Annotated in this window: 18 protein-coding genes; 7 read left to right on the top strand and 11 right to left on the bottom strand. The window is 61.3% G+C overall.

The window, feature by feature from the left end; translation table 11 throughout:
• Positions 1–583: 583 nt before the first annotated feature.
• The 6 genes from JQ611_RS22300 to JQ611_RS22275 form a co-directional block, all read right to left on the bottom strand.
• Positions 584–3,943, bottom strand: a complete 3,360-nt coding sequence (locus JQ611_RS22300; protein ID WP_249133361.1) for an AAA family ATPase — start codon at positions 3,941–3,943, stop codon at positions 584–586.
• 478 nt (positions 3,944–4,421) lie between these two features.
• Positions 4,422–5,000, bottom strand: a complete 579-nt coding sequence (locus JQ611_RS22295) for a hypothetical protein (RefSeq protein WP_212264351.1) — start codon at positions 4,998–5,000, stop codon at positions 4,422–4,424.
• A gap of 2,136 nt (positions 5,001–7,136) precedes the next feature.
• Positions 7,137–7,298 (bottom strand): hypothetical protein, encoded by a 162-nt coding sequence (locus tag JQ611_RS22290; protein WP_212466611.1) that lies wholly within the window; start codon positions 7,296–7,298, stop codon positions 7,137–7,139.
• 99 nt (positions 7,299–7,397) lie between these two features.
• Entirely contained in the window at positions 7,398–8,423 is a 1,026-nt protein-coding gene (locus JQ611_RS22285; RefSeq protein ID WP_212466610.1) for a hypothetical protein, read from the bottom strand.
• A 4-nt stretch (positions 8,424–8,427) separates the two neighbouring features.
• The gene (locus JQ611_RS22280; RefSeq protein ID WP_212466609.1) at positions 8,428–9,648 is read right to left on the bottom strand and encodes a vanadium-dependent haloperoxidase; all 1,221 of its coding nucleotides are present in this window, start codon (positions 9,646–9,648) and stop codon (positions 8,428–8,430) included.
• Positions 9,649–9,796: 148 nt separating this feature from the next.
• Entirely contained in the window at positions 9,797–10,042 is a 246-nt protein-coding gene (locus JQ611_RS22275; RefSeq protein WP_212466608.1) for a hypothetical protein, read from the bottom strand.
• A 581-nt stretch (positions 10,043–10,623) separates the two neighbouring features.
• On the opposite strand from JQ611_RS22275, the gene JQ611_RS22270 reads away from it, so the two are divergent.
• The 6 genes from JQ611_RS22270 (at position 10,624) to JQ611_RS22245 (ending at position 15,962) form a co-directional block, all read left to right on the top strand.
• Positions 10,624–11,112 carry a Twin-arginine translocation pathway signal gene (locus tag JQ611_RS22270; RefSeq protein ID WP_212466607.1) on the top strand — a complete coding sequence of 163 codons (489 nt, stop codon included), beginning with the start codon at positions 10,624–10,626 and terminating at the stop codon, positions 11,110–11,112.
• A 19-nt stretch (positions 11,113–11,131) separates the two neighbouring features.
• Positions 11,132–11,770, top strand: a complete 639-nt coding sequence (locus tag JQ611_RS22265) for a ferric reductase-like transmembrane domain-containing protein (RefSeq protein ID WP_212466606.1) — start codon at positions 11,132–11,134, stop codon at positions 11,768–11,770.
• Positions 11,771–12,194: 424 nt separating this feature from the next.
• Positions 12,195–13,118 carry an aminotransferase class IV gene (locus JQ611_RS22260; protein WP_212466605.1) on the top strand — a complete coding sequence of 308 codons (924 nt, stop codon included), beginning with the start codon at positions 12,195–12,197 and terminating at the stop codon, positions 13,116–13,118.
• A gap of 206 nt (positions 13,119–13,324) precedes the next feature.
• Positions 13,325–13,528 (top strand): cold-shock protein, encoded by a 204-nt coding sequence (locus tag JQ611_RS22255; RefSeq protein WP_192734282.1) that lies wholly within the window; start codon positions 13,325–13,327, stop codon positions 13,526–13,528.
• A gap of 287 nt (positions 13,529–13,815) precedes the next feature.
• Complete coding sequence (locus tag JQ611_RS22250) at positions 13,816–15,021, top strand: GNAT family N-acetyltransferase (RefSeq protein ID WP_409411290.1); 1,206 nt, start codon at positions 13,816–13,818, stop codon at positions 15,019–15,021.
• Positions 15,018–15,962 carry a cupin-like domain-containing protein gene (locus JQ611_RS22245; protein ID WP_212466604.1) on the top strand — a complete coding sequence of 315 codons (945 nt, stop codon included), beginning with the start codon at positions 15,018–15,020 and terminating at the stop codon, positions 15,960–15,962. Before JQ611_RS22250 ends, JQ611_RS22245 begins: the two co-directional genes overlap by 4 nt.
• Positions 15,963–16,077: 115 nt before the next feature.
• Here the strand turns inward: JQ611_RS22245 and JQ611_RS22240 are convergent, their stop codons facing one another.
• Positions 16,078–16,716 (bottom strand): NIPSNAP family protein, encoded by a 639-nt coding sequence (locus JQ611_RS22240; RefSeq protein ID WP_249133358.1) that lies wholly within the window; start codon positions 16,714–16,716, stop codon positions 16,078–16,080.
• Positions 16,717–16,899: 183 nt separating this feature from the next.
• Positions 16,900–17,565 (bottom strand): DsbA family protein, encoded by a 666-nt coding sequence (locus JQ611_RS22235; protein WP_212264342.1) that lies wholly within the window; start codon positions 17,563–17,565, stop codon positions 16,900–16,902.
• 159 nt (positions 17,566–17,724) lie between these two features.
• Between JQ611_RS22235 and JQ611_RS22230 the strand changes: the two genes are divergently transcribed.
• Positions 17,725–18,522: a thioesterase family protein gene (locus JQ611_RS22230; protein WP_212466603.1), complete on the top strand. Its 798-nt coding sequence runs from the start codon at positions 17,725–17,727 to the stop codon at positions 18,520–18,522.
• 209 nt (positions 18,523–18,731) lie between these two features.
• On the opposite strand, the gene JQ611_RS22225 is transcribed toward JQ611_RS22230, so the two are convergent.
• The 3 genes from JQ611_RS22225 to JQ611_RS22215 are packed head-to-tail and all read right to left on the bottom strand — an operon-like array spanning position 18,732 to position 21,199.
• On the bottom strand, positions 18,732–19,436 hold the full coding sequence (locus tag JQ611_RS22225) for an ABC transporter ATP-binding protein (RefSeq protein ID WP_212387165.1): 705 nt from the start codon (positions 19,434–19,436) through the stop codon (positions 18,732–18,734).
• Positions 19,429–20,163 (bottom strand): ABC transporter ATP-binding protein, encoded by a 735-nt coding sequence (locus JQ611_RS22220; protein WP_212387169.1) that lies wholly within the window; start codon positions 20,161–20,163, stop codon positions 19,429–19,431. Before JQ611_RS22220 ends, JQ611_RS22225 begins: the two co-directional genes overlap by 8 nt.
• A complete protein-coding gene (locus tag JQ611_RS22215) occupies positions 20,150–21,199 on the bottom strand; it encodes a branched-chain amino acid ABC transporter permease (RefSeq protein WP_212441501.1) in 1,050 nt (349 codons plus the stop codon). Before JQ611_RS22215 ends, JQ611_RS22220 begins: the two co-directional genes overlap by 14 nt.
• Positions 21,200–21,239: the final 40 nt, after the last annotated feature.

Here is a 21,239-nt window from a genome sequence, read left to right as displayed (position 1 = left end):
CACCCTCGAAAATCAGAGGGCGCAGGGAATGCCGGATGCGCGCTGCACCCGCGGTCCCGTGTGCGGTTAGTGCTAAGTAGGCTGCACACGAGCATACAGGGCAGCGGAGAACATCCGACATTCCCTGCGCAATGGCTTTACGGCTTATGCCGTGATCTCCCCGGAGACGAGTTCTTGGTTGACTCCGTCACTGCCGTTTCCGCTTGCGCTTCTCCGACAGCTTGACGCCTGCAACGGGCGCCAGGACCACACGGTTTTGCCGTACGCTTAATCCACGCCGTCGTCAGACGTGAACCAGGCGTCCACCGCGACCCGCCCCTCGTTGTGACGATGGCCAACGCCCCTCTGAGTGGGACGGGATGGGTGAGAATGTGCTGGTGATTTGGGGTCGAAGGGAAGTGGAATATTTTTGTTTTTCAGAACTTTTAGACTTGACATGATTTCTGAAAATAAGAACTGAGTTGCCCGTCGGGTTGATTTGTCGCATCCGTCGCGCGCAGAACGAAGGCACCAAAAGATTGCTGCGGCAGCATTAACTTCCGCGTGGCAGCGAGCAGGTTAAGAACCGCAGGGCAAACAGGCGTTAGACGGCAAGACCCCATCGAGCCGTATACGTCGCCACAGCCGTCAACAAACACTTGTGCAGGTAATCGTCGGCATCAAAATTTTTCGCGAGAGTGCGCAGAACCGTCGAAAAGCGGTTCTGGTATTTAATCGCCTCCTCGGTTTCTCCCATACTCATGTAGATTTCGGTAGCGGCGCTATAAACTCTCCAGGCGGCGAGAGGAAAATCGGCATCGTCGACAATCGGCAAGGCGCGGGACAAGTGATCCCGTGCCTCCTCCCAGTCGCCTGCCGCAAACGCAATCCGGGCCAACAGACCATGGGCGAGCGCCAGATGATTGCGATCGGGCGCCGGAGCGGCGTAGTCGCGAAGCTGGATGGCCCAACTACGCGCCTTATTCAATTCGGCAATCCGCAGACAATATTCACCCAGGCAATAATAGAGTTGGGTGAATATCGTGAAGTCCAGCGGGACGCCATCCTCCTCGAGGCGGTGCTGGACATCGTCGAATTGTTTGCTTGCTTGTCCCAGGTCGCCCAGTCCTACGAAGGCCTTCGCCAAGACCGCTCGATGAATAAAGTAGGCGAATTGATTTCTGTTGAGGATCCTGTCGTCGACGCCTTCGCAGAGCGCCCGGGCTCCATCAAAATCCATCGCCTCGGCGTGCATCCATGCCAGAGTCAAACGGCACAACGCACTGGCCGGCGCGTTTGCGTTTTTCGTCGCCAACTCCATGGCCGTCGTGGTTTCGAGCTGCAGTTCCCGCCACTTACCCAGATGGATGAGCGCGGTCGAATCCAGGATGTTGAAAATGACGAAGACGTACACATCTCCGGCCTCGCTTGCCAATCGTTTGCCATGCGCGGCGGAGCGACGACATTCCTGGTACCGCGACCTCCAACAGTCGAGAATGCCCTCGATCCCGTAACGACGGAGCAGCGTGCCGTGGTCTTGCGCTCCTTCGCTTAACTCCATCGCTTTCGTGCAAAGAGCGGCATCCTTGTCCTGCCATCCCTTGAGATACAGGTTGATGCTGGCGCTGCTGCCTTGGACCATAGCCTTGAAGGCGTCATCCTCGAGGTGTTGGCTTCTGGCCAGCACATCTTCAGCTGCCTTGAGGCAGGCTTTCCGATCGGCATGCAAGCAGTACCGACTAAGCGCGAGCAGCCCGGCAACCTCCTGCCGAAGCTCGCCGGCTTGTCGTGCGCAGGCAATCATTTCGTTGAGATCACTTACGGAGCCGGCGAGATTGCCACTTGAGCGAAGGGCCAGGCTACGCTGTCGCAATACGGAAATGCGCGCCCGGAACCGGTCGGCCGCATCGGAGCGATCAAGAATACTTAGACCGCGCGTCAGATAGCTGGCCGCTTCCGAGTGGCCCAGGCGCTTGGCGGAACTTTCCGCCGCTTGTGCGAGATAGCGCAAGGCGCTTGCAAAATCGCGGCCTTGCTCAAAATGGAGCGCGAGCACCGATGCGATTTCCGAGGTGCGGTGATCAAACGCCTTTTCCAATCGATTGCCCAAGCGCCTGTGCAATTGCACGCGCTCTCCCGTTGCAAGATGCTGATAAATGACATTTTGATAGAGAATATGACGGAAGGCATATGATCCCGAATACGTGCCATCCGGCCAGTCGGTTGCACTCGCCCGGACCAACATATGGTCCTTGCGGGCTAATGTATCCAGGTCACGTTCAACCTCGACGGTGTCGCGCAACAAGCCCGCGGCCACCAGCGCCGCAGAAAACTCCACACCGGCCACGCTGGCGACGTTGAGCAGCCGCCGCTCCTCTTCCGTAAGGCGGGTTACCTGATAGGTGATCATATTCAGCAAGTCGTCCGGCACATCATCCTGAGAAATCGCCTTCTCCGATGAGAGGCGCCAGACGCCGTCCATTTCGACGACCGCTCGCTGATCGATGTAATGCTTGAGCAGCGATGCGATGAACAAGGGCTGCCCTTGGGTTCGCTCGAACACGGCTCCGGCCATGGCTGGAGCGAACGCGCTGTCGCCAAATCGTAGCGCAACATACTGCTCGACTGCCGCGCGCGATAATCGATCTAGTCGCAACTCGGTGCAACACCCATGGATCTCCAGATCCTGATGCAACCGCCGGATTGGATGACCGCCAATGGCACTATCAGCCGGCCGATAAGAACCCAGCACCAGCACCGACGCCTTGCGAGTGCCTCGCGCAAAGCGAGACAGCATGTCCAGCGTTGCAAAGTCGCTCCAATGTAAATCCTCAAGAACAAAGACCCACGGACGAATTGTACTCAGCGCTTCCAAGAGATCGCAAAATTCGCGCAGCATGCGCTCGCGGGTGGCGCCAAATACTTCGCTTTGGAGCGCAGCACGCTCGGCCGCATCGACCGCGCCCGGTATGTGCAGCAGCCAGGTTGGCGCATGGTTACGAATTGCCGTCAGCAGTTCTTCACCACCTGCCGCGCGACAGCGGGTTACCAGAGCGTCGATCAGGGGCAGGAAGACTTCATCGGTTCCAAACCTCTCCGTGCAACGCCCGTACAACAAATCGACGCCGTGCTGCGCTAACTGCGCCACGGCCATTTCGATGAAGGCCGTCTTACCGATTCCAGCCTCTCCAGTGACGAGAGCGATTTGTCGCTGCCCGGTCAGCATGCGTTGGGTTATCCGTTCCAACGACTGGAGTGTGGCGTCACGCCCGACCATCTGGTGCGATCTCGGATCGGTCAGCACTGAAAGAGCCGGCGCGTTTTGGTCGCCGGCCATTGACTGGGGTGGCCATTCTGATTCAGCCGTGCCAGTAGCAGATCGCACTGCAAGTGGTTCGCGGAATGCCGTCTGACCATTAAGTGCAGTGGTTGGACCGTTTGCGCGAACCCGCCAGACGTGTATCGGTTCGGCGATATTCTTCAACGTCCGAGAACCCATATCGTCGTAATCGAGGCCGACCTTGGCCCGAATCTGTCGGCGGGCATCCTCGGAAATGCAGATGCCACCCGGTTCTGCAATCCCTTCGAGGCGCACAGCAATATTGACCGCGTCACCATAGATATCATGCTCTTCTATGATGATATCACCGACGTGAATGCCTATGCGAAGCTCGATCCGTTCGTTCTGTGGCACGTTAACGTTTCGTTCGGCCACACCGCGTTGAATTTCGTCGGCACATCGCACGGCGTCGACCACACTAGCGAACTCGACAAGCGCGCCGTCACCCGTGTTCTTGACGATGCGTCCACGATACTCGGTGACTTTGGGATCAAAGAGGACCGCTCTCAGAACCTTGAGTTGCTCTACGGTCCCTTCTTCGTCGATTCCTATCAAGCGGCAAGAACCCGCAACATCCGCCACCAGAATCGCCGCGAGTCGCCGCTCTAAATGCTGGTTGCTCAAGGGCACCCCCAAGGCTCGGAAATTAAACCGTCAGTAGCATACTTGGTGGCCGGTGTCTGGCTATGCGCATGTCAAGGCCGTATCAAAAGCGGCGCTCGGAGGCCAAACTCGCCGGTGTGCCGATGGGTCAGAAAGGGAGAACAGGCCAGGTGTGGCTGACCGTCACGGGCAATAGGCGCCGCCTAGTAAATGCGACGTCGCTGTTTCTTGTCCACACTCCAGCTCTGCTAAAAAATTAGAGTGTTGCGCTGACCAATTGAGCCCACCGTCAAAAGCCAACCCGAAATGCCCGCTTCTGGCGGCAAAGCGGGCTCGCTAATATGTCGCTGTCCGCCAGGTGCCAGCAGCAGACACCAACGAGCGGACGTACAGAGATCATGAGTGCGTAGCCGGCAGTATGGAGCGCCTTCTCGTCAATTCGGCACGTTCCGGCTGATGCAAGGCTCGGAGAAGGCGGAGACTGATTGGCAGCTCCGCCTCAGACCGCTTCCGTCCAGCTTTCCGAGAATGCCAACGCCGACGTCGAGAATGGCCGCCCCTCGCGCTCCCGCGGCCAGGATCGGCCCTGCGCCTCGACGCCGTTGCGGACGAGACGCGTGCCGAGCGCCGGGATCAGCACGGTGCACACGCCGTAGCGCCGGTCGGGAATCTGGTTCGGCTGCGAGTGGATGAGCAGCGGTTCGCCGATATCGAACCAGGTAAGTGAGATGTCTTCGCCGTGCGACTTGATATGTTCAGTCCAGAAGTAGCGCGGATCTCCGGCTTTGGAGAATTGCGCGTCCGCACAAGGGATGGCTATGTCGGAAAGTTCGGCATTGAGCATGCCCTGTACAGTAGACTGCAGCCACCGCGCCATCGCGATGTTGTCGGAGTAAATGCGCCAGCGACCTTCCGTCAGCTCGCTCTTCAAGTAGAGAACGTGTCCGGGACCAGCCGGCGAAAAAATGATCCGCCAATAGCTCGCCTCTGTCGAGTTCGGTTCGCCGTCCTTCGGGCTCAAGCGGATAAACGGGTTCTCGCCCGTCAGGATCGTTTTGTTGGGATCGGCGATGCTCATGTAACGGGTCTCCTCTCAACTTCTCATGATACGTCGTTGTATGTCTGCTTTACGCCCCAGGGCGGACATTGCGATCATTCCGCGTGATACTAACGGTTCGCGTCATTGCTGCAAGGCGTACGGCTGACGTCCGCTTTGGATCATTCGCGTCGGTTTGACCGGACCACGGCGACTTCCGGTCTACCGCGGTGAACGGACATACCAGCGGCCAACTACCGGCGTAATCGGGCGCTATCGCGCTGGATACGATGATGCGCGAAGCCGTGCACCAAAGGGCGAGCAACAGTCGCTGGCCGGAAGTAACCAGCGGTAGTTATAGGGCTCGACTGCGTAAACCTTCGCAGACGCGGGACCCTGCGCGCAGCGGCGTCCACCGAAGCGACCTTCAACTGCGAAAGGAGTGCCTGATTTGTCGCAGCATCGACATAGTACCGTCGGTGTACCTGCCATTACAGAAGTACTGATCTAGCTGCGATGCACCAAGCATAAGCAAGACTGCAATCACGAAGCCCTTGAACATAGTGGGCCTCCTATGGAGACCGCCAACCGGGCCGGTCGGATTAAAGCGTTTCGGAAATTCGCTATCGCTCGTCGCGACCTATCTGCAATGGCGGAAAGCTTGACAATGACTGGTAACTAATCCCTTAAAGGGCAGCACAGCGCGCGTTGGCATCGCAAAGCCCGGGCTGCCGTTTGAGACGGCCGTCCAGACGGAAGAACAAGCGACTTGATGAAAGTCCGACCGGCCAGCGTGAGCAAATCGCCTGGAGGCGGCATGACATATTGGACCGTAGGTGTCGTCGCAATCTTGTTGGCGGTCTCTCCCGCCGTTGCGAGCGCGCAAGTGAGCTGCGAAGCAATACCTCACGGACCCGTGCGCACCGATTGCTACCTAGGCCTAAGTCAGTTCTATCGTGGACAATCTAATCTTGCCGCTGCCAGAGCGCGCGCACAATCAGACGCCGCGTGGTATCGCGCAATTACTGGAACAGACCCTCCGAAGCCCAAACCACATCGGCGACGACACTGACTTGGCCGTTGATCAGGGGTGTTGGGGTCCTGAGTCCCTAACACAAGCGGAAAACGGCCCCAGCGGCGGGCAGCGACTGGGGCCGTCGTTCATCGGGTACACCGTGGGGGACGTTGCACCCGGTCGTGCAGAATCAAGCAATCTCGGCAACAATCGTTCCATTGCTTAGAAAGCGTGCCCCCGTTCGGCTCGGCCTCATTTCGCCGCCTATGAACTGGTTCCAGATCACTCTGCAGGTCTCTCGCCGCGCCGCTGCGCAACCTCCGACAAGCGAAACCATCATTGCGAGAAAATCATTATGATCATGAATACAAATACGAACGCACTCGCGACGACTCCATAAATTAGATCGCCGCGTTCGCGTTTCGTCATGCTTTGGATCCCAACGGTCGGGCCCCGAACGCGACGCCGACGAAGTCAGCGTCTCGCCAGACCAAGCGACACTCCCGAACCGTCCGAAAATTATCGAACGACAGATCGAATTCCACCGGCAACACGTTTAGCTGCTCCAAACGAACGCCGGCTCCAGAATTCGTCACGTCGCGAACGCAACAAGGAAGGACACCGGCCCCGCCATGAAAGTATAACAGCGCGCCCCGATTGATGTGCGTCCGGCCGATCGCGCGACGCTCTCGACCTGCGGACTTTAGCACTTGCTCGACAGTCGACATGGCAGTCCCGTGAAGCGTGCAGCAGGATCAATTTGAGCGGGACGCCGCCTGCAGCGGCGCCCCTAGTCGAGCGGTACGCTGGATTGGTGATCTGGACACCTCTCAAATCCGCACGACTACCCGGAATGATAGGCCTGCGTTCGCACGCGGCAACGAAACTCGCGTATTAAGCTTGATACGCTCGCTGCGGGTTAATTCTGGAACCGGATGCGGTCGTGGCCTCAAACCTAACGTCCGCTCTTTCCCAAACAGCAGACATCACGCATCAAGGCCGCCACTTCCGAAACGTACCAACAACGGTCATTCCGGCATGCCAACGATCCGGAAAGCCTGCGCCCATCTTTCGATATGGTCAGGTCGACGATATCGCGCCAGGATTCCGGAAATGCGCAGGTTTGGATCCAGTTGCATTGCGTGCGCACAGGCCTCTCGTGCTTAATCGACCCGTCCGGACATCACGTGGTATGCCGCCAGAACGTATTGTCCGGCCACAAATTTGGGTTGTTGTCTGGTAGCGGCTGTCGCCCACGATGAGGCATCCTCGTTGCGGCCAGCTAAAAAATAGGCCATGGCCAGCCCGTTCTGGGTGTTGAACATCAATGGATCCAATGGGCTCAAACGCAGCGCGATCTTGAATTGCTGGGGCCGTGATTATCTGCTTGACCTCCCATGACGACCAGATCTGTCGAGTGCCTTTCAATCCGGGTGTGCCGATTCCCAATCTTTCGCAGCCATCACCGACTCTTCGAAAGCTGCGCCGCTTTCGAGCAGCGCACGTTTGAGCGCAGGTTCGAGCGGCTGTTCGGCGCCGGTATCGTCCAGCGGCATCCTGTCCTCGCGCACCGCCGTCATTAACCGCTCAATCTCGCCTGCCGCGTGGGCCGGTGTGTGCATAAGCACCAAGCGGCGCATCGGCATGGGGTTGTTCGGCACGTGACAACTGTCGCATTGCGCGTCGCGCATCCGCAACGCCAGCGTCCTGTAGGTGGAGTCGAGCCTTGGCAGATGGGGATTGTTATGTCGGAACAAACCATCGAAGAGCGTCACGCGCGGCTGGATGCTTCCTTCCTTGTCCATCCACATCCATTTGCCGTCAAACTTGGGCCATATCGGTTCGGTGGAGACAACAGGGCTATCGCTACCCCGCTCGGTAAATTGCCCGATGACGATCTTCGCGGTCTTGGGATTGACCCAGAGCAGAACCGAATTGGCGGTCTGATAAACACCCCACTTCGCCTCTTGATGCCAGAACGGATACGGAAACTGCCCAGGCGGCAACAGGTTGCGGAACCCTGCACGCAGACGGATCAGGTACAATCGCTCGCGCTCGACGTACTCGGTGCCGTACTCGCCGCTGAACATGAACAGCGGCAAGTAGAGGCCGGCAATCACATCGGGCGCAAACTGCGTGAGATTGGTGTTATTGAGCGATGCCCCGGCGTCCTGATTCCGACGGCCCCACAGGAGCCTCGTCGCGAGGTTGCGCCGCAGCGCGGAGTCGCCGAATAGGCTGCGCCGGCATTGGTCGAAGGCTGCCTGGTCCGAGGGGGCAGCAGGGGGACAGATCTGCTGCAACTCGAGCGCGACCTCCAAGGCCATCCCTTTGATCTGGTCCACAAGGTCGGGCATATCGTCGTCGGTCTCCGCCGCATCAGCGGCAAGGAACACGGAGAGCAACAACGCGCCACCAGTAAGCAGGCGCCTTGAGATGGCTCCGAGCATGGGCCTACCTCGTCGGCCTCATGTAGTTTGCCACGAGATGATCAGCGACCTTGCGACCCATCGCATCTCCGACGTCCAGCGAATTGCGGAAATGAATACCGCCCCAGATGCGCACCTCTTTGTGCTCCTGGGCCAGTTGCGCAAAGCTGGTGAATTTGCGTGAAAGGCGGGCGTCGGAAATGTCGGTCGCGACGAATTCCTCCGTCCCGTTGCCGAAAACAGCTTCCAGAACGGTTCGCGCCGCACCCGCGTTGATGCCCGCCTGCGACGGGTATTCCGGATGCATCGGCGTGGTGTTCAGAGGCTGCCACCCGGCGTCGCGTTCAGTCGCATCGTTACTGTCCTGGTCGCCGTTGCGGATCGCGGTGATCGGCCGCCAAAAATTGTATTGGAATTTGGCGTCCCAATCGAGGATGAAGCAGTTGGCGAGAGCCATCGACATCAGTGCGAACACTCGCGCACTTTCTGGCGGGGAGAGGTTATGACGAGCGGAAGCCTGCCTGGCAGCCTGGAACCATGCGGGCCCAAGGTTGGCCTGTGTCCAGAAGCGCACGACGTCGGACTGCGCGTCGGTGCGCTTCGTGCTTTTCACTCCGCCCATTTCCTTGGTTTCGTTGTAATCGCGCGCATAAAGCGCACTGTTGAGTGCCGGGGGCGGACCCGGGCGGAACTGACTCGCGCTTTCCATGCCCCAAGGCTTGGCCGTCGCATACTGAGGAAAGAGCGGCGGCGTGGTCGGTACCCACACGCCAGGCGTCGTGAGCGGACGATATGTGTCGGGCGTGTTTGTCGCGTCGCTCTGCCGTTCCGTGAAAACAGCGTCCGCAACTTTTACACCTAAATCAATACCCGCAGCCCGTGCGGGATTGTCCGGAATGGTTTTCATCGTTTCTGCGAAGGCCGCTTCAATCCGCTCCTTCTGGCCAGGATACTGGCGCAAGAGAATTTCGCGGGCAGCCGCGGCGGCCGCGGCCTCGGCCGAGGCGTTCGGGTCAGTTGGAAGCTCTGGTACGTAACGGGAATATCGGTTCTGCACCGAGTTGACCGCGTCGGACATGGATACATTCACCAGGGCCATGCTGCGCGTCCACGGATTACCGCCAACGTTGACTGCCTTCATCACGTCCACTGCCGTGTTGTTCCAGTCGCCGATGACGTCCGCGCGGACCAGCGTATTGGCTGAAACCAGGACCACGCCGACGATTGCAGATTTCAGTACGTTCATCGTTGCCTCCTTCGAAAAGTTGGAATTTCGAACGACTGCCAGTGTGGTGTGAATGTACCTCCCTGATCATCCCGTCGTGCACGCGGCCGGATACCCAATCGCTAAGGTCATTACAAATTTCGTCCAGCACACCCCGATGCGGCGGCACCTAGCGATCCGCGAGCGTGCGCTCAGGCGTGCCAGTTGTCGAAGTTGACATCGCGAACCAGCGATCGTCAAAACTCGCGGCCGGAAGCTTGTTCGCGTCAACCTCGAGGCCCTTCAACATGGTTGTGCCGGTAGAGCCGACAAAGCCGTTGGTCCAAACCGAGGACGACCTCATGGTGGCAGCGGTTGCGGCAACAGCGAGCAGAGCGACAGCGACGAACCCGGTAATCGTTCGATGCTTCGTCATCAGAACCTCCTATGGTCCCAAAGCCCCTTAGTGTGGGTCACGGGAACTTCGCGAAGGTTCAACAGCAATGCAAAGCGGTATGGATTGCGAGAATGTACAGATCGGACAACGAAGGTGTCCCAAATTCAAATTGCCCCTAGCAGACGTCGGCGGCCGTGGCTGTGATGGTCTGCTTTATCCCCGTCGGCCATCGTCAGCAAAATCGACTCGCGGTAGACCAAAGCGAAATGAGCAAGAAGACAGCTGGCAGAAACGCGCGCATTATCCCCTCCTCTGACCAGTCTCTCGGCGAACTTGGACGAAAGGACGAAAGCTCGGATCGGCAGAAATGTCCGTTTAGGGTCCCGGAAGCAGACAAGCCATCGATCGCCTGGCATCCATCGGCGACCAGGAGCGAAGGACCAATACCCCCGGACGCTGCTGAGTACGCCTCGTCAACGACGCGGGTTGAGCGGCCGGCACACCCGTTCACAACACTGTTATTGCGACCCATCGCGCGCTTCGCCTCCCTCAACTGGGCCTCTCGCGCTTGTTGTTGTACTCTGGGCGGAGCAACTGCACGGTCGCGAGAAGGAATTTACATGAACACCTTCGTACTCAACCGCCGCAACCTCCTCGCCGCCGGCGGCTCCGTCCTGGCAACCGGGGTTTCCGGGCTGCTGTTGCCCGCCCGCGCGGAAGGCCTCGCACCGACCCCTTCGATGCCGGGCGGAGCCAACAACTACCTCAAGGGCGCGCCGACCGTGGATCGGATCGGCAAGGGTGGCTTCTGGATGACCGGCACCGTACGCCGCGCAGGCGACGGGGCCCCGCTTGCCGGGCAGCGCGTCCATATCTGGGCGCACACGACCGAAGGGCGGGAGGGAGACCAGCGTAGTCATGGGGCCACGCTCACCGACAAGAACGGGGCGTTCCGCCTCGAGATGCCGCAGATCATTCCGATCTTTGGCCAGCCGCATGGTCACCTCGCCTATGACAGCGGTGAATTCAAAACCGTCTTTCTACGTCCCGTGATGCGCAGCGCCAAAGATACCAGCCTCGAGGCGCACTTCGTCCTTCAGCCGGCCTGACCGAGTTGGGAACACGGGGATGAGATTGGCGAAGGTGACCCTGATCTGGGCCGCCCTTGCAGCAGCCATTTGCGTGCCGATCGCCGCTGCGGCAGCGAGCCCGCTGCTCGCATGGCGCGATCCGGTCTACATCCTGGCCGGGTTCGCAGGGATTGTCGCAATGGGTCTTGTGCTCGTTCAGCCCTTGCTGATTGGCGGATACTTACCGGGACTGTCGGCTTATCGTGGACGGCGTGTACATCACTGGATCGGAGGCGCGCTGGTGGTGGCTGTGGTGGTCCACGTCGGGGGCCTCTGGATCACCAGTCCTCCCGACATGATTGACGCCCTTCTGTTCTCATCGCCGACGCCGTTTTCCCCCTGGGGTGTGATCGCCATGTGGGCCATCTTCGCCGTCGCGATTATAGCTGCACTTCGCCGGCGATTGGGACTGCGAGCGCGAACGTGGCGTGTCGTCCATATGCCCCTCGCGATTGTCATCGTCGTCGGGAGCGTGGTCCACGGCATCATGATCGAGGGGACGATGGAGACGATGTCGAAGGCCGCGCTTTGCGCGCTGGTCCTTGCGGCGACCATAAAAGTCATGGCTGACCTGCGGGTGTGGAGAAAACGAGGGACATCGCGCGGAGAGAGCGTTACGCGAGAGGCCGCCAACTGAGGCGGCCCATTCCCTTCATTTTGGCCCGTTCTTAGGGCAGTTCGCCGCGGAACAGTTTTTGACATTCTTCGCCCGTTCTTTCCCTGTCTTCCCGCAGGTGTTTAAGGGACACCTAACCGAATCTCCTCTGAGCCCCGCTTTTCCCTGGGCGTTTGCCGCGCCAACATTGAGCAGGAACGGCGCTATCGCGATGGCTGCAAGGGCTATGAACTTTAGCATTCCCAAATACCTCCAATGGTCGCCACAGGTACAACCAGGGGAACGTAGCGGCAGGTTTCAAATCAGGCCACTGCGATTCTCAAAACCGGCACTGAGGCCGGAAATAGGCCAGTACCCCCTGAGCACTTGGCGAAGGCCCAGGATGTCGGATCCGGCGGACAAGTCGGCTAATCTACTCTATGGGATATGAACCGGGAGACACCCCATGACCACTGCCCCCTACCCCGATGGAGCCGGCTACGTCCGGGGACGCTATGTTCCGATCGCCGAGGCGACGCTGCCGGTGACGGATTGGGGATTTACGCGCTCCGATGTTGTCTATGACGTCGTGCATGTGTTCAAGGGTGGCTTCTTCCGGCTCCGAGACCACCTCGACCGGTTCGAGCGCTCGATGGAAAAGCGCAGAATCCATCCGCCGGAAGACCGCGCCGCGATCGAGGCGATCCTGCATCGCTGTGTCGCGCTCACCGGCCTGGCGAACGCCTATGTCGCGATGGTGGCCTCGCGCGGACGGCCGCGGGTTATGGGATCGCGCCGGCCGGCGGATTGCGAAAACCATTTGATCGCGTATGCGCTGCCGTGGATCGACGTCGTGCCGAAAGACGTGCAGGCGCGCGGCGCGCATGTATTCATCGCCTCGACGCCGCGGGTGCCCGACGCCTCGGTCGATCCCACGGTGAAGAACTATCAGTGGAACGACCTGACCTCCGGCCTGATGGAGGCGCACGATGCCGGTTTCGACACCGCCGTGCTGTGCGACGCGCAGGGTTTTCTCACCGAGGGGCCGGGCTTCAACGTCTTTGTCGTCAGGGACGGCCGGGTGAGCACGCCCGACCGCGGCAGCCTGCGCGGAATCACGCGGCAATCGGTGCTGGACCTGTGCGCCGAACTCGGCATCGAGGCGGCGGTCGAGCCGATCCCGCGGTCGGCGCTCGACCACGCGGACGAGGTCTTTCTCGCGACCACCGCCGGCGGCGTCATGCCGGCGTCGCGCATCGGCGGGCGCATCCTCGGCAATGACCGGCCCGGGCCGATCTCGACGCGGCTGAAGGATATCTATTGGCGCAAGCACGATGAGGGCTGGCACCACACGCCGGTCCGGTACCAGCTGGCCGAAGCGGGCGAATGAAGACCGGTAACCTCACATGGAACCCGAACGATTATCGGTGACATCAGGCACAGACGGCCGCGTGGCCAACGACTGCGCAGCCTAGTCCAACCGGCTGGTTTTGGCCGTCCGTTGCCTCCTGGCGGTCCGCCCCGGCGGGTTTTCCTTGCGGAGCACCCTCAGACCGACCTAGGTTGTCGGCCTCGATCAAAACAGGGAGTGCGGACGTGGCGACAGGTACTGTGAAGTGGTTCAACGCAACCAAGGGATTCGGGTTTATCCAGCCCGACAGCGGCGGCAAGGATGTGTTCGTGCATATCTCGGCGGTAGAAAAAGCCGGACTGAGTTCCCTGAATGAGGGCGCCAAGGTCAGCTACGAAGAAAAAGAAAACCGTGGCAAGACCTCCGCGGAAAATCTGAGAGTTGGCTAACGAAGATACTTCCCGCCGGTTCACGCCGGCGGGGGCTACGTCCCCACTCCTGCGATCCGGGCCGTCAAGACAGCCGCTTGCCCGGCCGGAGATGGTTGAACGCTTATCCTCGCAGCATCTGCCTGCGGCGGCATGCTGAATCAGCCGTTAACATAACCGCTCAAATCCGAGCGCGGCCCCACCGGCATTTTCCATTTCTCTGCGCTAGCGTTGCCCCCAGAACGTGGTGGAAGCAGGCGGCACCCTATTGGTGCCGCTCTCGACATCGCGACCGGGGAAACGGGGAAGTGGCCGAGGTTGCAGAGACATCGGTAGTCCGTCGTGCATCGCCAGGGGATGCCGCACGCACGCGCGCGCCGGTGGCGCCTGCCGGTGCGCTGACGCCGCTTGCCGAAATGCCCGCCGCCCAATGGCGCGCGCTGTCGGAGCGCGTAGCCGAGCCCAACGGCTATTACCTCCCGGAATGGGAACTGGCGGTCAACGCTTCCGCGCGCGGACGCGTCGGTGCTTCTGCATTGAGTGCCTGGAGCGATGCCGGCGAGCTGACCGGGTTGATGCCGGTTATTTCGATGTGGCGGGCCTACAAGATTCCCCTGCCCGTTTGGGTCAGCGCCGACCCCTATGGCTCGCTGTCCACGCCGCTGCTGGGCCGCGATCATGCCGAACAAGCAGCCGGGCGCCTGTTGGACGGCGCGCGCAAGGCCGGCGCCCACGCGCTGATGCTGCGCGACATGTCGCTGGACGGCGCCGCGATGAAGGCTTTCACCGCTGTCCTGGCCCGCGACGGTCTGACGCCGCGCGTGCTGCAGTCGCATGTCCGCGCCGCGCTCGACGCCACCCTCGACCCCGATGAGTTGCTGCGCGAGGGGCTGGGACCGAAGAAACTCAAGGAATTGCGCCGCCAGCGTAACCGGCTTGGCGACCATGGCGAGGTGCATTTCGACATTGCGCGCACGCCCGTCGAGGTTACGGCGGCGATCGAGACCTTCCTCAACCTGGAAGCCAGCGGCTGGAAAGCCAAGCGCGGCACGGCGCTGGTGCAGCACGCGGGCGATGCCGCCTTTGTCCGCCACGCCACTTCGGCGCTCGCAGCCACCGGCCAATGCGAGATCGTAACGTTGCGCGCCGGCGAGACGCCGGTGGCATCAGCCATCGTGCTGCGGCATCAGGATCGAGCGTTCTATTTCAAGCTCGGCGTCGATGAACGCTTTTCGAAATTTTCGCCGGGCGTGCAGCTGACGCTCGACCTGACCCGGCATCTCTGCGCCGATCCCACAATTGCGCTCGTCGATTCCACCGCCAACGCCGACCACCCCATGATCAATCCGATCTGGCGCGGACGGCTTGCGATCGGCGACGTGCTGTTTCCGCTGCGGCGGGGCGACGTGGTCGCAACGCTGGCGCAAGCCGCCTTGACGCTGCGCAAGCTCGCCCGCGAGCCGGCGCGCCGCGCCATCCGCTTCATCAGGGAACGCCAGGAGAAATCCTCATGAATACCCAGACCGCCGTAGCACCGGTCATCACCGCCGATAACGACGCGCTGCGCCGCGACTTTCCGCTAAAACCGTTCGCGATCCGCCACAAGCTGGCCGGCCATCCGCTCCTGATGCTGCCGCGCATCGCGCAGCTCGCGGCCGAACTGCCGCGCGATTTGATTGAATACAATTCCGGCAAGGTCGCGATCAGCCAGGATCCCGACGCCATTCCCTCGGTTGATCTCGATCCCGTGGAAGTGGTGAAGAGCATCGAGACTGCCGGCGCCTGGATGGTGCTCAAGCGGGTGGAGAATTCGCCGGAATATCGCCAGCTGCTCGAAGACACCCTGCTCTCGGTGGCGCGCGCCCGTGGCTTCAACAGCTTAGGCGACGCCGGCTTCGAACAGCTCGAAGGTTTTCTGTTCGTGTCCTCGCCGAATTCGACCACGCCGTTCCATCTCGACAGCGAAGACAATTTCTTCGTGCACATCCACGGCGAAAAGTTCTTCACCATCCTGGACAATACCGACCGCAGCATCGTCTCCGACGACGAGATCGAGCGCTCGATGACCAAGCACCGCAATCTGAAATATGACGAGAGCTTTGCCGCGCGCGGCAAGGAGTTTCACCTGTTCGCAGGCGACGGCTGCTACGTGCCGTATCAGTGGCCGCATTGGGTGCGCACCGCTGACAGCTTCTCGATCTCGATGGCGATCACCTGGAAGACGCGCGAAGTGCGCCGCCTCAACGATTTGCACTTCTTCAATTCAATGCTGCGCGGCGTTGGTATGCCGCAGCAACCGCCCGGCAAGCAGCCGGTACGCGACGCGCTCAAGCTCGCCTTCTACCGCACGGTGACCACGGCGATCAAACCGCTCCGCGCCTCGATGGCGATGCGCCGCGTACTGCGCCGCATCGCGCTGGGGAAGCGCGCGAATTACTATTTGAAGGGGACGTGAGGGCTCTCAGCCGTCATGGCCGGGCTTGACCCGGCCATCCACGACTTCCTTGCCGATGCGTCGTTAAGACGTGGATGCCCGGGACGAGCCCGGGCATGACGGAGTATGCCTCACCTCACTTCAACGGCGAGTGCGGTGCCGGCAGCATGATCGTCGAGTGCATCTCTTCCAGGAAGCCCGGGCCCTTGCCCAAAAATTCCTGCCAGGCCGGATCCTTCATGGTGTTGGCGCGCACTTCAGCACGGGTGTTGAGGTCGGGATAGGCCCAGATGTGGCAGGCCTCGTTGGGCTCGCCCGACTCGGTCTGCCAGAGGCCGACGATCTTGGAATATTTCTCGCGCTCCGGCAGCACGGCGGTGAACGCATCGAGCCATTGCTTGAGGCCACCAGCCGGCTTGCCGCGATAGTTGCGCAGTTCATAGACGTTGCCTGAGGATGCCGGAGCGACCGGCGGCTTGATCGCATTCATCAGCCGGACATTCTGGCGCAGCAGCAGCGGACGGATCAGTGGAATGTACTCAGCCGTCCAACGCGGATTTTTGGAGAGGTCCGCGCGAAGCTTCGCACGCTCCTCGAAGCTGTTGTAGCTCCACATGTGCAGGACCTGGTTGAGCGGCCCGATCTCGGTCATCCAATAGCCTTCGAGCTTGCCGTAGTCGTTCTTGCGGATGTCCGCCGACACGGTGCTCGCCGCTTTCACCATGTCGCCGATCGTGCCGGGCTTTACGGTGTAGGTCCTCAACTCATAGATCATGGCGTTTTCCTGTGGTTTCTTGGTTCTGTGGAAATATCAGGGCATGAAAGGCGCGCGGAGACAACTGCGGGGGCCGTAGCTCTCAGTTGTCATGGCCGGGCTTGACCCGGCCATCCACGTCTTGCTTTGAGTCTCTAAGGAAGACGTGGATGCCCGGGACAAGCCCGGGCATGACGAACTCAGCTATTCCGCCGCCTGCGCGTTGATCTCTCCGGACACCTGACGGATGGCGCGGGCGAGTTGGTCGGCGGGCTGGGCGCCTGATATCGCGTATTTTTGCGCCAGTACGAAGGTCGGCACGCCGGAGATGCCCTTCTCGGACGCTTCCTGCGCCTGGCCCGAGATCAGCGCGACGTCCTCATCGGTGGCAAGGCGCTTGCGCACGTCGTCGGCGTCGAGGCCGACATCGGCGGCGGCCTGCACCAGCACGTCGACATCGGTGAGATCGCCGCCGTCGCGAAAGTACAATTCCATCAGGCGCTGCTTCATCTCGCCGGATTTGCCTTGCGCTTCCGCCCAGTGGATCAGGCGATGACAATCGGTGGTGTTGGGCTGGCGCTTCACCAGTTCAGGCCGGTAGGTCAGGCCCTCTTCGCCCGCCGCCGTGACGACGCGGCCGGCAATGCCCTTGTAGGCCTCGACCGAGCCGAACTTGGCAGTGAGATATTCGTCGCGGCTGATGCCCTCGCGCGGCACCCAGGAATTGAGGAAGAACGGCCGCCAGCGCACCTCGACCGGCACGTCAGGCACCAGCGCCAGCGCGTTCTCGATCCGGCGCTTGCCGATATAGCACCACGGGCAGACCACGTCGGAGACGATGTCGATCTTCAGCGGCTTTATGGTGCTCATGGGCGCGTCCTCGCTTCAAATGATGGCCGGAAAATAAGCCGATTGAGGCCCGGGGCAAGGGCCCGGGCCGCATGCCGCCATTACATAACCTCCGCGGTTATTGTGGCGGCGGACGGGTCTTCGTAGAAATCGGGCAACGATTCAACCGCGGAGCCCGATATGACCGCCATTTTCAAGCCGGAAGGCCGTCTCTACCGCGCCACCGAGCACGCCGGCGGGCCGTGGTCGCCCGATATGCTGCAGGGCAGCGCGACCACCGCGCTGATGACGCGCGAGGTCGAACGGCTCGCCGAGAATAGCGGATTTGCCGTGCGCCGCCTCACCTTCGACCTATGGCGGCCGGCGGGCTTGCGTGCCTTCGGCTTAGAGACCGAGATGCTGCGCGACGGCCGCAAGGCCAAGACCATCCAGGTGCGGCTGGTGGACGGCGACACCGAGATCGGCCGCTGTACGGCGCTCTTGACGGCGCAGGGCAGCGAGTCGCCGGCCGATCCTTTCTCGAAAACATTGAGCGACGATGCGCCGCCGGAATCCGGCACCCCGCCGCCTTCCTTTGCGCAGAAATGGAGCCGCTATTTCCAGAACGTCTCGGTGCGGCTCATTGAAGGCGCGCTGGAAAAGCCCGGACCCGCGGCGGCATGGATGCGGCTCGACGTCCCCATGGTCGAAGGCGAGGCCAACACGCCGCTGCTGCAGGCGGTACAGGCCGCGGACTTTGCCTCAGGCGTCGGCCAGATCGTCGACATGCGCGAATGGACTTTTATCAATCCCGAGATCAGCCTGTATTTCCTCCGCGCGCCGGAGGGCGAATGGATCCTGATCCGCTCGCGCACCCGCGCCGGCGCCAATGGCGCGGGCCTCACCATGGCAACGCTCAGCGACCGCAAAGGCGCGTTCGCTGAAGTGTTGCAGGCGATGACCTTCGAGCGCCGCGCCGCGAAGGCCCAGGCGTCGTGAGTTCGATGACGTTGAATTGACTCGGCCGTTCGGCAAACTCGCTTCACCTCTCCCGCTTGCGGGGGAGGTCGGATCGCATCGTGAGATGCAATCCGGGTGGGGGAAACTCTCTCCACACGAACAGTCTGACTCGCGGCAGCACCCCCACCCCAGCCCTCCCCCGCAAGCGCGGGAGAGGGAGCGCACCGCCCTCGCGGAATCTCATCACCCTAAGGCGCCAGATACTGCAGCAGCCTCGGATCGTCGCGGACTTCCTGCGCCGATCCTGATAGCGCGACCCTGCCGCGGTCGAGCACGAAGGCGCGGTCCGCGACGCGGAGCGCGAGATCGAGATGCTGCTCGACGATCACGATCGCGATATCCTTCGCCAGCAGGATCAGGCGCTCGGTGATTTCCTCGATCACGCCGATCCAGACGCCTTCGGTCGGCTCGTCCAGCAACAACACCCGGGGGTTCGACAACAGCGCACGGCCGATCGCCAGCATCTTGCGTTCGCCGCCGGACAATGTGCCGGCAACCTGATCCATGCGCTGACCTAGTTTTGGAAAAATCTCCAGCACGCGGTTGACGGCCTGGCTATCGCGGTTGGTCAATGCGCCGACGGCGAGATTGTCGCGCACCGAAAGCCTGCCGAATACGGAGTGCTCCTGCGGGACGTAGCCGACACCGAGGCGAATGCGCTGCTCGGTCGGCAGCGCGCCGACGCTGCGGCCATCGAGACTGACGGCGCCGCCGAGCAACGGCAGTTCGCCGACGATCGCCTTCATCAGCGTGGTCTTGCCGGCGCCGTTGCGGCCGAGAATGGCGACGCCGCCGCGCCACGGCACGGCCATGCTGACGCCGAACAGCACCTGGCTGCGGCCATAGCCGGCGTTGACGCTCTGGATGTCGAGATATCTGTCCTGATCAGGCACGGCGGAGATAGACCTCCTGAACCCGGGCGCTCGACTGGATATGCGCAACCGATCCGCAATCGAGCACGCTGCCCTGATCGAGCACGGTCAGCCGGTCGCAGATGTCCCTGATAAAATCGAGGTCGTGCTCGACGATGACGAGGGAGCATTTTTTCTTGATCGGCTGCAGGAGTTCACCGGTCACCCGGCGCTCCTCGAGGCTCATGCCGCCGGTCGGTTCGTCCAGCAGCAGTAGTTTTGGCTCGGGCGCCAGCGCCATCGCGATCTCTAGCCATTGCTGCTGGCCGTGGGACAGCGCGGACGCCGGCTCCGCCGCGCGATCCACCAGACGGAACTGTTCAAGCATGGCCATGGCGCGATCGTGCAGCACGCCGCGGCTGCGCGAAAACACCAGGCTGGGCAGCGAGCACTGCGCTTGCAGCGCCAGCAGGATGTTGTCGTACAGCGTCAACGCCGGCAGCACGCTGGTGATCTGGAACTTGAGACTCATGCCGGCGCGCGCCCGCTCCGCCGGCGACGCTTGCGAGATATCGCGGCCGCCGAACGTCACGGTGCCCGAGGTCGGGATTTCCGCGCCGGCGACGCATTTCATCAGCGTGCTCTTGCCCGAACCGTTAGGTCCGATCAGGCCGTGGAATTCGTTTTCGGCAACGGTGAGATCGGCGCCGTTCAGCGCCGTCAGCTTGCCAAAAATCTTGATCAGGCCGCGCGCTTCAAGAAGAGCCACGATCGCCCTCCTCCGGAAGCCGGCCGAAATTGCCGACACGCTCGCGCTCGCTCAGGATCAGGCTGATCAGGCCTGCGGGCCGAAACAGGATGACCAGCAGCAGCAATACGCCGAGGATGATCGGCCAGATGTCCTGATAGGAGTTCGACAGCCAGAAACTGACCGCCTCGATCGCGACCGTGCCGATCACCGCGCCGATCAGCGTGCCGGAGCCGCCGAACAAAACGTAAAGCACCACCTGCGTCGAGATCACCACGCCCAGCATGTTGGGCCAGACGAACCCTTCGTGAAACGCATAAAGACTGCCCGCGAGGCCCGCGACGGCGCCGGCAAAGGAAAAGATGATCGCCTTGAGGCGCTGCACCTGATAGCCGAAGAAGGCGATCCGCTGCTCGTTCTCGCGTAGACCTGCCAGCGCCAGACCGAATTGCGATCGCACCAGAAAACGGCACAGCAAATAGACCGCCAGGAGAATACCGAGCGTCATGTAATAATAGACCGGCCCCTCCGTGATGTCGTAGCTGCCGAGGCTCATCGGCGGGATCGAGGGAATGCCGTTCTGGCCGCCCAGATAATACCAGCCCCGCGCCACGCGGTCGGCCGCGTAGGAGCCGGTCAGCGTGCCCAATGAGACGAAGATCACGCTGGATGGATGACGTCCGAGCAGCAGAAACCCGCCGAGCAGCAGCGCAAAGGCAAAACCAATCAAAAGGCCGGCCGGCAGCACCAGCAGGATGGAGGTGACGCCGAGATCGCGCGCTATCAGCGCCACGCCGTAACCGGCTGTGCCGAAGAACACGGCCTGCCCGAAGCTCATGATGCCGGCATATCCCCACACCAGATCGAACGAGAGCGCAAACAGGCACAGGATCAGAACCCGCGTGGCATAGATCGTCAGGTAGTCCTTGAGGACGAATGGCAGCAGCACGGCGATCGCCAGCACCACGATTTCAATGATCGGCAGCACTTGCCATCGGCGCTGGCGGCCGACCCGAAGGGGAAGCGGCAGCGACGTCGTCGGTGTCGTTTCTGTCATCAAATGGCCAGCAAACCTGCTCCTGACTTGGCGGCGGCTT

The organism is Bradyrhizobium sp. AUGA SZCCT0182, assembly GCF_018130185.1.
In the GTDB taxonomy this organism is placed as follows: Bacteria; Pseudomonadota; Alphaproteobacteria; order Rhizobiales; family Xanthobacteraceae; genus Bradyrhizobium.
This window is presented reverse-complemented; position numbering and strand designations above follow the sequence as displayed.

Bases quoted from the DNA above. Each gene is read 5' to 3' on its own strand.
- JQ611_RS22245 (WP_212466604.1), top strand. From the start codon at position 15,018: ATGAATACCCAGACCGCCGTAGCACCGGTCATCACCGCCGATAACGAC.
- JQ611_RS22275 (WP_212466608.1), bottom strand. From the start codon at position 10,042: ATGACGAAGCATCGAACGATTACCGGGTTCGTCGCTGTCGCTCTGCTC.
- JQ611_RS22295 (WP_212264351.1), bottom strand. From the start codon at position 5,000: ATGAGCATCGCCGATCCCAACAAAACGATCCTGACGGGCGAGAACCCG.
- JQ611_RS22215 (WP_212441501.1), bottom strand. From the start codon at position 21,199: ATGACAGAAACGACACCGACGACGTCGCTGCCGCTTCCCCTTCGGGTC.
- JQ611_RS22270 (WP_212466607.1), top strand. From the start codon at position 10,624: ATGAACACCTTCGTACTCAACCGCCGCAACCTCCTCGCCGCCGGCGGC.
- JQ611_RS22260 (WP_212466605.1), top strand. From the start codon at position 12,195: ATGACCACTGCCCCCTACCCCGATGGAGCCGGCTACGTCCGGGGACGC.
- JQ611_RS22290 (WP_212466611.1), bottom strand. From the start codon at position 7,298: ATGTTCAACACCCAGAACGGGCTGGCCATGGCCTATTTTTTAGCTGGC.
- JQ611_RS22230 (WP_212466603.1), top strand. From the start codon at position 17,725: ATGACCGCCATTTTCAAGCCGGAAGGCCGTCTCTACCGCGCCACCGAG.
- JQ611_RS22235 (WP_212264342.1), bottom strand. From the start codon at position 17,565: ATGAGCACCATAAAGCCGCTGAAGATCGACATCGTCTCCGACGTGGTC.
- JQ611_RS22285 (WP_212466610.1), bottom strand. From the start codon at position 8,423: ATGCTCGGAGCCATCTCAAGGCGCCTGCTTACTGGTGGCGCGTTGTTG.
- JQ611_RS22280 (WP_212466609.1), bottom strand. From the start codon at position 9,648: ATGAACGTACTGAAATCTGCAATCGTCGGCGTGGTCCTGGTTTCAGCC.
- JQ611_RS22240 (WP_249133358.1), bottom strand. From the start codon at position 16,716: ATGATCTATGAGTTGAGGACCTACACCGTAAAGCCCGGCACGATCGGC.
- JQ611_RS22265 (WP_212466606.1), top strand. From the start codon at position 11,132: ATGAGATTGGCGAAGGTGACCCTGATCTGGGCCGCCCTTGCAGCAGCC.